Origin of the sequence: Streptomyces sirii (genome assembly GCF_045690365.1) — a bacterium.
GTDB classification, from domain to species: Bacteria; Actinomycetota; Actinomycetes; order Streptomycetales; family Streptomycetaceae; genus Streptomyces; species Streptomyces sirii.
The window spans coordinates 632979-646794 of record NZ_CP147982.1 but is presented as its reverse complement, the minus strand read 5'-3'; the positions used below and the strand labels follow the sequence as shown (position 1 = coordinate 646794).

The window sequence follows — 13816 nt, the reverse complement described above, 5'->3', positions numbered from 1 at the left end:
TCAGGATCCTTCAGGGGTGAGCAGGTGGGTCACCTCGGCCGCGAAGGGGAGGTGCGCGGGGCGGGCCGCTGCGACGACGGCGTGCAGGCGGTGCGGGTCGACGGTGGAGGGGGCACGGACCCGCAGGGTGACTCGCAGGCCGGGGTGCGGCGAGCCCGGGAACGGGCCGAGCGGACGCCGCGACCAGGTCGCCCCGCCGCTCTCGATGATCTCCGGGCGTACGCCGAAGGCCAGTTGGACGGCCTCCGACAGGCCGTGCCGGGTGCCGCGCACGCGGTGCAGCGAGACGGCCGTGGCCACGGCGCGGCGGCGGGTGGCGAGCGGTTCGGTCCCGTCGAGTTCGGTGCCGACCCATGTGGTGAGCCAGTCGACGAAGTCCTCGGGTGCGAGGGCGGGCGTGAAGTAGCTCTCCAGGCAGTCCAGAACGTTGAACAGGGGGGCGAGCACGACATCGAGGCCCTCGACGAAGCGCTGGGCGAAGTCGTCGTCGGCGTAGACCGCGGGGAGCTGCCCGCCCAGTGGGTGCGGGGAGGCCATCCCCGCGGGTGTGCCCCTCATCGGGCCTCGATCACGCGGACGCGGTGGTCGAAGGGGAACAGCAGCGCGGAGCGGGCGAGTTCGATGCGGTCGGTGGCGTCCCCGCGGCGGCCGGTGAGCGGGTCGGCGGGGTGCAGGAGGACCTCGTCGACGAGTTCCACTCCGGGCACGCGCTGGAGAGCCGCGAAGATCTCACCGGAGCGCAACGGGCGGCCGAAGGGCCAGCCGTCGCCATGGGCTCCGCCGGTCAGCGGGTCGAGGTAGGCGTAGAGCGCGTCCAGGGCCTCGGCGCGGACGCGATCGGCCTTCGCCGCCCGGAAGGAGTGCAGCGTCGCGACGACCGTGACGCCCTGGTAGAAGGGCGGGCCGACCGCGAGGCGGGTGCCCACCGGCCGGCGCTCGTCGAGGAACTGCGTGACCCGGCCCAGGAGTTCCTCACCGGGCACCAGCTGCTCGAAGCGGAGCCGGCCGCCGCGGTCGGGGACGGCCTGGGGGACCACCAGGACCCGGACGGCGTTCTCGCCGATCCCGTCGGTCCCCCCGCTCTGGCCGGCCTGGGCGCCCGCCGGGCTCACGGCGGGCGCGGCGCCCGTCGAGCGCTCGGCGGGATCGACCGCGAGACAGGCGATCCGGGCGGCCTCGGGGGCCGCGCGCCGCGCCAGTTCCTCGTAGTCGCGGGCGGTCACGGCCCGTTCCTGCGCCCGGAGCGTGATCGGCGCGCGGACCTTCGCCTCCTGCACCGTCTCGCCGTCGACCCCGCCGCGCGCCGCCTCGCGGTTCTCCACCCGCGCCACGTACGGGATGGAGCTGCGCAGCGCCTGGATCGCACCGCGCGCCACATTGCCCGACCGCCCGCCGCCGGTGCGGTAGTACGGGGCCCGGATCACCGACCCCTTGGCCGGCACCGCCCCGAACTGCCGTACCGAACCGTCGGGTTGGCGCACGGAGGGGCCGAATGCGATCGCGCCGGTCGCCTCCTCCAGCGTGATGTGACGGTCGTGCGGGCCGGAGGACGCGAAGTCGGGGACGACCTGCCACTCCTGCCAGCCGTCCCCGTCCGAGACCTGCAGCCGCAGCGGCGGGCGGTCGGCGACGGCGGGCGCGTGCGCCAGCCGCATCCGCTGGCCGGGCACGCCCGCGGACTCCCCGAGCGGCTCGTCCTTGACCACGGTGGCGTGCACGACCCTCGTCGTTCCCCCGATGGTGAAGGCGGAGGCGGACCGTACGGTCGGTGAGGCGCTGTAGAACGGCTGGCCGGGTGCGGCCTCGACGACCCGGCAGCGCAGCCACGCGGCGTCCGTCCTGCCGACGCGGGAGACCGTGTGTCCGGCCGGGACGTGCAGCACGACCTCGCCGGGCCGGTTGAGGCCGCCGGTGGAGTCCTCCGAAACCTCGCACTCCGCCCATCCGTCGGCGGTCCAGGCCTCCCAGCGCAGCGGTGGCTGGCGCGGGTCGACGCCGACGCCGTCCACCCGGCTGTCCAGCAGCAGTACGGCCGCGCACCGCGGCACCGCCGCCGACAGCCCGAACAGGAGGGTGTCGCCCGGCTGCGGGGCGGCCGCGAAGACGGCCACATCGCTGCCGGCGAAGACGTCCTGGCTGCGGTCCTCGGGCGTGGTCCCCGCCTCCTGCCGCAGTACGGCGGTCAGTTCGCAGGGCACCACGGTCAGGTCGTCCTCGGTGGCGAAGACCACCGACTCCTCGGTCTCGGTCCGGCCGGTGGCCACCTCCGTCCCGGCGGGCAGCACGACCGGCTCGGGCTGCGCGGCGGAGAGCCAGAAGGTGACGTCGGCGCGGGCGGCGGAGGGCGGGAAGAGGGTGACGCCCAGCAGGTCGAGGAAGGCCAGATGGTTCTTCTCCGGCACCCGGTTGAGCCGGTAGACGATCTGGTCGGCCATGTGCGCGACGGCCTCGATGAGGGTCACCCCGGGGTCCGAGACATTGTGGTCGGTCCACTCGGGGCAGCGCTGCTGGATGTAACGCTTGGCGTCGTCGACGAACTGCTGAAAGCGACGGTCGTCGAGATGGGGTGCGGGCAGGGCCATCAGGCTTCGCTTTCGGTGGAGGCGAGGGACGCGGCGGAGCCGGACTCCGTGGACGGGATCACATAGAAGGGGAAGACGAGGCTGCGCGGATTGTTGGTGCCGCGCACGCTGTAGCGCACGTCGATGAAGAGCACCGACGGATCGTCGGGCGCCGGGCTGACCTCGACGTCCTGGACCTCGATACGGGGCTCCCAGCGGTCCAGCGAGGACCGCACCTCGTAGCGGATGCGCCCGGCCGTCGCCTCGTTGACCGGAGCGAACACCATGTCGTGGACGGCGCAGCCGAACTCCGGGCGCATCGGCCGCTCGCCGGGCGCGGTGGCGAGAACGAGCCGGATCGACTCCTCGACCTCGCGCTCGCGGCGGGCCAGCGCGATGCTGCCGCCCGCGTCCGTACGCAGCGGAAAGGCCCAGCCCGCGCCGACGAACTGTTCACTCATGTCCGGTGACCCCCTTCATCTCCGGTGACCCCCTTGAAATGCATGTCCCTCAACTTCCTCAAGCCCCTAGAAAGGAATGCCGTTGCGCAGGACGGCCGGTGCGTTCAGGGTGACCGTGGCCGGCGAGTTGATGGCTGCCGCGGCGCCCGCGTTGACGGCAACCGCGCCGACCGCGCTGACCGAGACCGCGCCGACCGAGTTGACGGCCACCGCGCCGGCCGACTTGAGGCTGATGGCGCCGGTCGCGTTGATGTCCGCGACGGCTCCCGCCGTGACGCCGAACTTCGCACCTGCCTTGATGTCGACCACCCCGCCGGCGCTCATCGTCAGCGAACCCCCCGCGGTGAGCGACAGATTGCCGCCCGCCTTGATGCTCACGTTCCGGGTCCCGGTGATGGAGACGGAGCCGTCGCTGCGGATGGTGACCTGGGTGCGCGTCTGGTCCATGTGGACGGTGAGCTTGCCGTTGCCGGTCTGCAGCCTGATGCCGCTCTTCATACGGGACTTGGCGTCGACGAGCTCGACGGTGTGACCGCTGCGCGAGGCGAGGGAGCGCCAGTTGACCCGGCCGCTGGTCGGGTCCACCGGCTGCAGCCCGTCCGTGTTGGGCGTCGGCTTGTCGATGCCGTTGTACAGCCCGGCCAGGACGTACGGATGCTCCAGCGAGCCCCGGTCGAAGGCGCACAGCACCTCGTCGCCCACCTCGGGAAGGATCAGACCGCCGCCGCGTACGCCGCCCAGCTGCGCGACCCGGCACCAGTCGCTCTCGTACGTGTCCGACAGCCAGGGGAAGCGCAGCCGGACCCGGCCCAGCTTCAGCGGGTCCTTGGCATTGCTGACCAGCGCCATGGCCACGCCCGGCATCGGCGGCGCCGGATCCACACCGCCGGACGCGAGCCCGTACAGCGAACGGAACTGCCGCCCCGAGACGGTCAGCCAAGTGGTGAACTGCCGACCGGACTCGAAGACATGCCGAACGCCGGTCGCCGTGTACTTCCCCTCGAAGGGGAAACCGGCGCCCTTGAGCGCTACGGGCCGGCCCGGCCTCAGCTGAGGATTGCCGGTCACCGCCACCTCCAGCTCCGCGAAGGAGCCCGCCACATCGTCGGCGAGCGCCCGCGCGGCATGGGTGACCTGGGCCTGGGTGGTGAACGGCGTGTCCGTGGCGGTCAGTTCGGCGGCCCCGAAGGGCTTGCTGAGCGCCGCGGGCGCGATGTCCGCGACGATGTCCTTGCTCGCCGTGGCGGGGGACCGCGCGGACAGCGCACGCTTGGCCCGCATGTCCCAGCCGCGCGCACCCGCCTTGTCGACCTGCCCGGCCGCGGTGACGGCGATCCGGCTGTGCAGCGCGTTGTGGCCGAACTCCAGGACGTACGGGCTCTGCGCGGCCGGTGTGGTGTCGGCGGGCGCCGACGCGGCCGGGGCGAGCTTGCCGAACTGCAGCTTGCCCTTCGGGTCGAAGGAGAGATGGGCGTCGTTCTCCTGGGCGAGGCGGAGCAGAAAGTCCCAGTCGGTGATGTTGGGCTGGGTGGCCAGCTCGTAGACGGTGCTGGTGGCCTCCACCTTGCCGAGGGAGAGGTTGTTGAGGCCGGCCAGGCGGCGCACGATGTCGCTGGCGGTCATGTTGGGGTAGCCCGCGACGCGGCGATTGCGCAGCAGCCGGTGCCCGGGGTCGTACCCCCGCACGACCAGCGATTTGCCGCTCGCATCCGCGTCCACCTCAAGAGCGGTGACCTCGCCGGTCACCATCGGCGTGCCGCGCTGCCCGTCCGTGAACGGCGACAGCACCGCCTTCGCGCCGACCTTCAGCTGCGGGAAGGTCTTGAGGATGTCCGACCCCGTGTCGCTGAAGGTGAGCTGGAAGGCGGACGGCACATTGACGCTCGCGTCCACCCAGCATGCGGTCAGCAGGGCGGCGAGCTTGTCGGGCAGAGGTGCGCCGCCGATCTCGGCGTGCACGACGCTGGTGTACGTCTTCTCACTCATCGTTCTCACTCATCGCAGGTTCTCGCGGATCATCGGGCGGCCTCGTGGGGTGTGGAGCTACCGGTGGGACCGTGTGCGGGACCGCTCGGGGGCGGGTCTTCGGGGTGGCCTTCGTCGGCGGCGGGCAGCAGCAGCTCCGTGCCCGGCCGAAGCCGCATCGGATCGTCGATGTCGTTGGCCTCCGCGATCAGCCGCCAACGCGTGGCGTCCCCGTACTCCCGCCAGGCCAGCGAGGCGAGCGAGTCACCCGCGACCGTGCGGTGGATACGCCGTGCGGAGAGCGCGCCGGAGGTGGGGTTCTGCCCCTTGGTGGGCATGGCCACTTCGGTGAGGGACAGCGTGCAGGTGGCGCGGATCGGTTCGCCGGTGGGGTTGAAGAGCGTGTACGTGGCGCTGACGCTCGTCACATACGCCACGAACTGCACCGTGTTGAACGACCCCCAGGAGAACCGCACCCAAGGCGGCGACGGCCGCTTGGAATTGACGCTCTGCGCCGTCACCTCGCAGCAGGACAGCAGCAGTTCGATCTGCTTCTGCACCTTTCCGGAATTCGGCGTGCCGGAGGCGTCCAGGAACACCTCCAGCTGGAGCGTGGCGGGCCGGGTGCCGGTGAACTTGGGCGGTGCGCCCCGCATATAGGCGACCGCGGCCTGGGTGTGCCACTCCGCCTCCCGCCCGAGTTGCAACTGGGTCGGATTGAACTGGAACTCCACCTCACCGATGCGGCCGCCGATGGAGCCGCCGAGGTCGGTGGGGGGCTGGTGGATCGCGAGGGCGGCCCGTACGAGGCTCGCACCCGCCTTCCCGCCGGTCGGGGCGGCCACCTCAGGCACCTCCCGCGTCGGTGAAACCGTGGTGCGCGATCTCCAGCGTCTCGGTCGCCACGCCGGGACTGGCCGGGTCCAGGCTCGGCCCCTGCCAGCGCACGGGCAGCACCTCCACCAGTCCCCACTGAGCGACGATCGAGCCGTCGGCGCGAAGGGCGGCGATCTGCGCGGTGGGCCTGCTGATGCCGGTGGCGAGGGACGAGATCCAGGCGGCCACCCGGGAGGTGTCGGCGGTGAGGGGGCGGGTGAGACGGATCGTGGAGAACGTCACACGGGTGGGCAACTGCCAGACGAAGCCGTTGTTGCCGCCCTCCTGCCACTGCTCCACCTGCACCTCGGAGGCCAGGCCGTCGCAGCCGTTGAACAGGCCGAGGTCCTGGCCGTCGATGGTCAGCTTGAAGAAGACGGTGGAACCGGGGTCCTGGGCCTGGGGCATGGTGGGTGGTCTTTCGGGTGAAGTGGTGATGGCCGGTCAGGGTCTGCGGGGTCGGCTGGAGGACGGGGCGGGTCAGCGGCCGTGATCGCGTAGTCGGCCGATGCGCTCGCGGTCGCCGCGCAACTCGGCACGGAGCAGCCGCGAGAGCGGGGCGACCAGTCGGCGGGCGAGGGCGTCGAGAGCGGCGGGGTCGGTGGGGTGGTCGGTGGTGCGGTCGGTGGGGGCGGGGGTGGGTGTGGTCGGTGTGGGTGGGTTGGTTCCAGAGGCGGGGGCCGTTGAGGTCATTGCGGTGGTCGGGGTACGCGGGGTGGTGGAGGCGGTCGGGGGAGCCGGGGCGGGCCTCGGGGTCGCTCCTGCGGGCGCTGGTGGTGTGGGGGCGGTCGTGGAGGAACGGGCTGCGCGCTGGACCGGGCGGGGGGTTCCCGCCGGGGGCGGCCCGGGGGGTGTGCCTGACGGCGATCGTGTGGGCAGGGCGACGGACGTGAGGGGCTGCGGGATTGGAGTCGTGGCCGGGGTCATCGCCGGGGTCGGGGCTGGGGCCAGGGCCGGAGCCGGGGTTGGGGTCGGGGCACCGGGAGCAGTCGGTGCATGCCGGACCACGGGCATGCTGGGGGTGGCCGGTGAGGTCTGGACGGTTCGAGCCGGTGCCGTCTGGACCGGGTGAGCCTGCGCGGACCAAAGCGTGCGAGCTGGTGCCGTCTGGGCCGTACGAGCAGGTGCGGTCTGGACCGAACGAGACGGAGTGCGCGCGGGGTCGGGTGTCCGTGCCGATGTCGAGCCGGGCTTGTGTAGAGCGACGGCCGGCACGCTCTCCGCTCGTCGGGGCACCGATCCTGCTACGCCTGTCGTACTCGCCGTGCCGGCCGTACTCGCCGCCGGGCGGAGGGGCACGGCGGGTGCGGGGCCGTCGGCCGGCAGGCTTGAGCGCTGCACCGCTGTGGGGCCGACGGACTTCGGCCCCCGCTGCCCGGCGGGCCGCTGCCGGGCGCCTGGAGCCAGCGCACGTGCCGATGCGAGCGGCGCTCGGCGGGCGGCACGGGGCGCGGCGAGAGGAGGGAAGGGGGCGCTGGACGTCAGCAATCGGACCGGTGGCGCAGGGGATTCCTGTGGGTGGGAGTGCGGAGTCCGCGATTCCGGCGTGTGGGATTCCGTGCTGCGAGTTTCCGGCGTGTGGGATTCCCGCGTGTGAGATTCCGGCGTGCGGGGTGTCGGTGTGTGGCTCTCTGATGTACGGCTTTCCGATGCACGGCTCTTCGATGTACGTGTCGTCGGCGACGGCCCTACGGTGGGTGAGCCTTTGGAGGCTGTCGCGGAACGCTGTACCGGGGCCGGGGCCGGGGCCGGGGTAGGAACCGGTGTCTGTGTCTGTGTCGGTGTTGGTGTCGGATTGGCCGTCGCTGTGGGGGTATGCGTCGGCGCAGCACCGTGGCGATGGATCGCGGTGGACTCGGTAGGCGCGCCGATCAGCGGCTTCCGTTGGACCGCGGGTTGCGAGGGCTGTCCGGGGCCCGACGTACGGGCGTCGCCGTCAGTCGAAGGCCGTACCGGATGTGCGTCGGTCGCAACGTCCTTGAGTGGGTGTGCGGTCCCCGCACTAGGCGGCAGTGGAGCGCCAAGTCCCAGACGCTGACGGCCTGCTCCACCTGCTCCACCTGTTTCATCTGTTCCTGTGGTCCGTCGCACGGGCCGGTCGGTAGCTCGTGCAGCTGCTCGCTGGACCGGCCGGCGCGTTCGGTTGCCGTCGCTCGTGGTGGGGCTCGGGCTCGTTGCCGTGCCGGGAGTCGGCGGAGTCACGTCCTCACTCGGCGCCGCGCCGGCACCAGGTGTCGCGTTCGTGCTGGGGGCGGACTCCGGCGCGCTGTTCTGTTTCGGGGCGATCGGCCGTCGCGTGCCGGCCGTCCGCCGCTGTACGACCTGCTGGGGGAGGTCAGGTCGTACAGCGGCAGCGACGGCGGCAGAAGTGCGGGGCGAGGGAGGAGAGATGGGAGGGACAGCGGAGGTAGAAGGGGTAGAGGAGACGGAGGGGGTGGAAGAGGCAGGCGCCGCCGCATCCCTCGTGCCCGTAGGCACCGGTGCCGCGGTGCGTTGCACAGGTGTGTCCGCGGGGGAGGGCGCGGTGTCGCTGCTCCCCGCTCGTGACGAGGTGGCCGTCCGTAGCCGACGCGGCGGCATCGCGACCTTGCCGGCCGAGGTGAGCGGGGACCGCGCGCCGACGGGCTTCCGTACGGGCTTGGCTACGGGCAGGGCTGAGGGGAGCAGGTCAGACCTCCCCCCACGCGACGTGGAGTGAACGACCTCCCCATCGTTCCCACCGCTCCTGGGCGGGATCGTAGTGCTGGGCCCGGCCGCGGCGTCGGGCACGACGCCTCCGCCCCCACGCGCATCGCCGGCGGGCTGACGAGGAGCGCCCGCGGCAGCCGTCGGGGTACGCGCCGCACCAGGCGACGCCGCCCGCTGTACCGCGGCCGCACCCCGGGTGTCATTCCGTGCGGCGTCGCGGGCCTCAGCAGGAGCCGTACCTCGGTTCTCGATACGTGCCGTAACGGGAAGCCGCAGGACCGGCAGCCCGAGGTCGACGGGGCGGCCGGTGAGGGGCACCAGCGCATCGCGCAGCACACCACCGGGTGCCGTGGCAAGGACGTCATGCCCCAGCTCCCCTCCGAAGGAGGGGCTACGGTGCGCGCTCAGCGACGCGGCGAAGCCGGCCTCCGCGACGGTGCGCGGCGCCCCCAGGACCCGCTGGATGGGAGGCACGGTGGCCCAACCGCCACCGCCCCCACCGACCGGGCTCCCGGCAGAGGCAGCCGCAGCCGCAGGTGCCCCGACCTCAGACTCGTCGGCACGCTGCGTGCCCTGGGCACTCCGCGACCCCCGCCGCCACCTGAACAACCCCATTCTCAGTCACTGCTCCCGTTCAGCCCGCTCCACCAGGGTGGCGATCTGTGACACGTACGCGCGCCGGTCGGCGTGTTCGAGGTCGAGGATGTCGTCGATGCCCCAGTGGAAGTGGTAGGCGAGATAGGCGACTTCCTCCTCGATACGCCCGGTCGCGTACGTCACGATTCCCCCAGGCGGCTCCCGGCCAGTTCCACTTCGAAGGGCTCCTCGCAGTGCGGGCAGGACACCGCGGCGCGGGTGTGCCCCTCCGCATTGATCTGCCGATAGAAGTCCTGCAGAAAGGCCAGATCGGAGGCGAACATGTTCTCCACCGTCCCGTCGTGCACGGATGCGAGCGTCCCGAGCCGGGTGATGACCCGGCCCAGCAGCACGACCGACAGATACGCCGGGTTCTCGCGCACGCGCAAGTCCCGCAGCGGGATCAGTTCGTCACGGGCCGTCGCGAGCCGCATCGCGCCGTTTCGGTGTACCGTCCCGGACTCGTCCACGAATCCGCGCGGCAGCTCGAACTCGAATTCCGTACGCAGTGGCTCGCGTTGCTGCTGCGCCCCCGCCGGGCCTTCGCGTCGCATTACTCGATGACCAGCTCTTCGAAGACGATGGTGACCTGCTCGGTCAGTGCGGCGGCGTCGCCTGCCTTGACCCCGCTGGTCTCGACCTTGCTGCACCAGGCGTTGCGCATGTTGTAACGCTTCACGGGGTTGTTCTGGTAGTCCATCATCATGATCGTGGCGTTCTTGCGGGCCGAACCCATATCGCCCGCAATGGACTTGTTGATCCATTCGGTGAACGCACCGCTCTGCGTCATGCCGCGGGTGACCGTGCATTCGCCGGCCTTCTTCGTGCCGGGCATCTTCTTCACGACGGGCTTTCCGTCCGCCGAGACCTGCTGGTACTCGATGACGTCCTGCTCCATGGTCAGACCGCTGACCTCCTGGAGGTACTCGACCATCACGCCGTCGATCTGCAGGCCGAAGTTGTGTGAGGTGAGGGCATCACCGGGCTGAAGGGACAAGGTGGTTCACTCCTGTGAGAAGAATGGTGACGAGAAAGAAGAAAGGTGGACGGGGGGAGAGGCCGGGAGGCCAGCAGGCGATGAGCCTCGCCACGAATGCCGGCTACTCCTCCAACTCCCCGCCACCGCCCGAGAACTGGGCCAGCCGGAAGACCACGAATTCGGCGGGCTTGACGGGCGCGATGCCGATCTCGCACACGACCCGGCCCACGTCGACGGACTCGACGGGGTTGGTCTCCGCGTCACACTTCACATAGAACGCGTCCTCGGGCCGCTGCCCGAACAGCGCGCCGGAGCGCCACTCGTTCACCAGGAACGCCGAGATGTTGCGTCGGATCCTGGCCCACAGCGCCTGGTCGTTCGGCTCGAACACCACCCACTGGGTGCCGATGAGAATCGACTCCTCCAGGTAGTTGAAGTAGCGCCGTACGTTCAGGTAGCGCCAGGCCGGATCGGAGGCCATGGTCCGCGCGCCCCACACCCGGATTCCGCGACCGGGGAAGGCCCGGATGCAGTTCACGCCGATCGGGTTGAGCAGATCCTGCTCGCCCCGGGTGATCTGAAGCTCCAAGTCGACCGCCCCGCGGACGATCTCATTGGCCGGGGCCTTGTGGACGCCGCGTTCGGTGTCGTTACGGGCCCACACACCGGCCATGTGCCCGGACGGCGGAATGGTGCGGGTCTGGCCCGTGGCCGGGTCGAAGGCCTTGATCCACGGGTAGTAGAGCGCGGCGTAGCGGGAGTCGTAGCCCGCGATCTCCTGGCGCCACTTGCGGATGTCGCGGGCGTTGAGCGCCGGCGGCGGGTCCAGGACCGCCATCCGGTCGCCCATCAGCTCGCAGTGCGAGATCAGGCCCAGCTGGACGGCCTTGACCTGTTCCAGGTCGATCAGCCCCTGCTGATAGGCGGCCATCAGATCGGGTACGGCCACCATGTTGACCTCGTCGAGCGCCTCCAGGCCTCCGAAGCCGGTGCGGTCGGCGGAGTCGCCGATGAACTGGCCGGAGGCGAGCTGCTCGACGGCGCCGTTCCCGGTGGAGGCCGCGGGCGCCGGGGTGGGCGGGGCCAGCGTGACGGTCTGCGCGTCCGGCTTCGCGACCTGCCCGGCCGAGACGGCCTCTTCGATGGCAATCGCCTTGGAGCGCTGCTTCACCTGTGCCACGACATAGTTCCGCGAGCTCTTCTTCGCGCTGACGTCGAAGCTCTCGACAACCCTGTCGCCGTCCTTGACGACCAGCTTGAACCGGTCGGCGCTGCCCTCGCCCTCGACGTCCTGCACCTCGACGGTGAGCGCCCCGCCGTTGGCGGAACCAGCCGCGATCGCCGAGACCTTGAAGGACCCGAGCGCGGTCGGCTCGCCGGCCGTCAGCGCCCTGGGCGCCTCGGGGGTCACGGCGGCCCGGGACTCCGCATCGCCGGAACCGCCGACCCGCACGACATACGCGGCCGTGCCCCCGTTGTTGAAGAACCCGTACACGGAGTGCGCGAGGTAGTACCCGTCCGTGAACTCCCCGAAGGCGGCCACGTACTGGGACCAGTTCGTCACCAGCGTCGGCTCGTTGAGCGGACCGGTGGGAGCGAGCCCCACAAAGGCCGCCACCGACGTCCCGACCCCTTCAATGGGCCGCGATCCACTGGCGACTTCCTCGATGTAGACGCCGGGGGAGAGATAGGTGGGCATGGACGTGCTCTCTTCCTGAATGTGGAGGTTGATCCGTTGGTTGCGCAGCGCGTTGAGACGCGCTGGGAAGTCACTTTGGTGAGAAAAGGCGGTCCGAGTAGTTCTGTTCAGTGCCGGACTGAATGCCGAAGAGGTAGTCGTAGTAGTCGTACTCCATCCGGTCCACCACGCTGGAGATGGTGGCCCCGAATTCCCCCTGCATGACCGGCGTCGACCCGTGGGTCAATACGAGCCTGATCTTCTGTGCGACCCATGTGTATCCGCTGTTTCCCGGGTACAGCTCCGCCCGCGCAACCAACTCGGCGGGGTTTTCAGCGGTCACGTTGGCTTCGCAGTACTTCGCTATCCGGTTCTCCATCATGGTCATTTGGGTGTTCGAGTCGTACGTACCGGCGACCAGGTTTCCCAGTTGATTGGCTCCGCCGAGAGCGCTGCCGACCAGGTGCAGCCACTCCCAGGTGGTCGTGTCGGCACCCGGGACTCCCACCGCTTTCGCATAGTTGAGTGCCGAATGCCCACCCATGGCAGCCGCCTGCGACGGGGTGCGCGACCCCTTGATGCAGGGGCCTGTCATGGCGACGCGGGATTCGATGACGGGTGTCGCCGGAGGGGGTGGCAGGGCCTTTCCCGACGGGGCCGCCGGATGCGGGCGCGGCCCGCGCATCGGCGCGGGCGGACCGTAGTAGGTGAGGTTCTCGTCCTCAAAGAGCTGGCCCCAGCCGCCGTCCCGGAACATCTGCCGAAGGTCGGCCAGCAGCGGTTCCTCCTGCCCCTGGGCCACGGGCTGTGCCGGAAACAGTTGGGCCCGCACATGCATTCCCCAGGCATGCAGGCCATGGCGTGCCGCCAATTTCTGGACGTCGTGGTTGTCCGTGAAGACCACACCACCGCGGACGTCGGCCGCGCGATGGCGCACATTGAAGCTGTTCGTCGGCCGGTTGGTCAGAACGTTCAGGCGGTGCGTGGCGATCGCCAGCGCGTCTTCTCGGGTATGGCCGTTGAGCTCAACGGTGCAATCGTGGAGGCCGCCGTCGTGCAGGGCTTCCAGGTGCTGCATGACGCGCTCGAGCTGACCCTCTTCGTTGCACTCGCTGATGGGGATGCCGCGGGAGCGCGTGTTGCTCTGGCCGAGTTTGAACGTGGGGGCTGCGGTGGGCGCCGACACTGTCGACGGGGCCATGCGCTGAACAGCCGGGCCGGCCCACGGCCGGGTCCCTTGCCGCTCCGAGTCGAATTGCCGTTGCACGGGCGGTCCCGATACGGCCCGACTCGCATTCGCCTCCGCCTCCCGCTCGAACCGGTCGGACGGATCGCTCACCTTCGTCCCGTCGCCGCGGTCCGTGCCCGCGACCGGGCCGTTGCGCTGCTGGATGACGTGCGTGAGCTCATGAGCCAGCATGTGGCGGCCCGCCGCGCAGGACGTGTCGTAGCGGCCGCGCTGGAAGACGATGTGCGAACCGGAGGTGTAGGCATGGGCGTCGACGGACGCGGCCGATTCATGGGCGGAGGTGTCGGTGTGCACGCGCACGTCGGAGAAGTCCGCGCCGAGGCGGGACTCCATATCGGTGCGGACCGGCTCGTCGAGTGGGCGGCCTGGTGTGCGCAGGACATCCTGCACGGGCGAGCGCTGCACGGTGGGGGGCGCGGTGTGTCCGCAGCCCGCGCTGTGCTGGTGGTGCTCCCCGCCGGCGACGACGGCCGAGAACGCGGCGTTGCCCATGGCCCGTTGGAGGACGGCGGCCGCCTCGGGGGTGAGGCGCTCCGCTTCGCCGGCCGCCGCCTGGCGCGCGGCGTCGGAAGCGGGGGAGGGCGCGGTACGGCCGGTGTGCGTCGCCCCCTGGCGGTCGCTCCCCGAGCCGGGCTGCCGGTCCTGTGCCCGCACGACGTTCCTCCCCCGTCACCACTGCTGCTGTTGTTGCTCCCTACGCTTTCGACCTTGGCTTACGGCCGG

Annotated in this window: 12 protein-coding genes; all 12 read right to left on the bottom strand. The window is 70.9% G+C overall.

Annotated elements, in window-relative coordinates; all coding sequences use genetic code 11:
• The 12 genes from WAB15_RS03025 to WAB15_RS02970 all read right to left on the bottom strand — a co-directional run bounded on the left by WAB15_RS03025 (position 1) and on the right by WAB15_RS02970 (position 13747).
• The gene (locus WAB15_RS03025; RefSeq protein WP_407285200.1) at positions 1–558 is read right to left on the bottom strand and encodes a phage tail protein; all 558 of its coding nucleotides are present in this window, start codon (positions 556–558) and stop codon (positions 1–3) included.
• Positions 555–2582, bottom strand: coding sequence for a putative baseplate assembly protein (locus WAB15_RS03020; RefSeq protein WP_407285199.1), 2028 nt, complete (start codon positions 2580–2582; stop codon positions 555–557). Before WAB15_RS03020 ends, WAB15_RS03025 begins: the two co-directional genes overlap by 4 nt.
• Positions 2582–3022 carry a GPW/gp25 family protein gene (locus WAB15_RS03015; protein WP_407285198.1) on the bottom strand — a complete coding sequence of 147 codons (441 nt, stop codon included), beginning with the start codon at positions 3020–3022 and terminating at the stop codon, positions 2582–2584. Before WAB15_RS03015 ends, WAB15_RS03020 begins: the two co-directional genes overlap by 1 nt.
• Positions 3023–3088: 66 nt before the next feature.
• Complete coding sequence (locus tag WAB15_RS03010) at positions 3089–5008, bottom strand: VgrG-related protein (protein WP_407285197.1); 1920 nt, start codon at positions 5006–5008, stop codon at positions 3089–3091.
• Between the two features lie 29 nt (positions 5009–5037).
• Entirely contained in the window at positions 5038–5832 is a 795-nt protein-coding gene (locus tag WAB15_RS03005) for a LysM peptidoglycan-binding domain-containing protein (protein WP_407285196.1), read from the bottom strand.
• Between the two features lies 1 nt (position 5833).
• The gene (locus WAB15_RS03000) at positions 5834–6271 is read right to left on the bottom strand and encodes a phage tail protein (RefSeq protein WP_399144972.1); all 438 of its coding nucleotides are present in this window, start codon (positions 6269–6271) and stop codon (positions 5834–5836) included.
• Positions 6272–6343: 72 nt separating this feature from the next.
• Positions 6344–6556, bottom strand: a complete 213-nt coding sequence (locus WAB15_RS02995) for a hypothetical protein (protein ID WP_407285195.1) — start codon at positions 6554–6556, stop codon at positions 6344–6346.
• A 2616-nt stretch (positions 6557–9172) separates the two neighbouring features.
• The gene (locus WAB15_RS02990; RefSeq protein WP_208686034.1) at positions 9173–9331 is read right to left on the bottom strand and encodes a DUF6760 family protein; all 159 of its coding nucleotides are present in this window, start codon (positions 9329–9331) and stop codon (positions 9173–9175) included.
• On the bottom strand, positions 9328–9741 hold the full coding sequence (locus WAB15_RS02985) for a hypothetical protein (protein ID WP_407285194.1): 414 nt from the start codon (positions 9739–9741) through the stop codon (positions 9328–9330). The genes WAB15_RS02990 and WAB15_RS02985 overlap by 4 nt, the downstream gene beginning before the upstream one ends.
• On the bottom strand, positions 9741–10184 hold the full coding sequence (locus WAB15_RS02980) for a phage tail protein (RefSeq protein ID WP_361317510.1): 444 nt from the start codon (positions 10182–10184) through the stop codon (positions 9741–9743). Before WAB15_RS02980 ends, WAB15_RS02985 begins: the two co-directional genes overlap by 1 nt.
• A 103-nt stretch (positions 10185–10287) precedes the next feature.
• Positions 10288–11865 carry a phage tail sheath family protein gene (locus WAB15_RS02975; protein WP_407285193.1) on the bottom strand — a complete coding sequence of 526 codons (1578 nt, stop codon included), beginning with the start codon at positions 11863–11865 and terminating at the stop codon, positions 10288–10290.
• A 70-nt stretch (positions 11866–11935) separates the two neighbouring features.
• Positions 11936–13747, bottom strand: coding sequence for a DUF4157 domain-containing protein (locus WAB15_RS02970; protein ID WP_407285192.1), 1812 nt, complete (start codon positions 13745–13747; stop codon positions 11936–11938).
• Between the last annotated feature and the right edge of the window lie 69 nt (positions 13748–13816).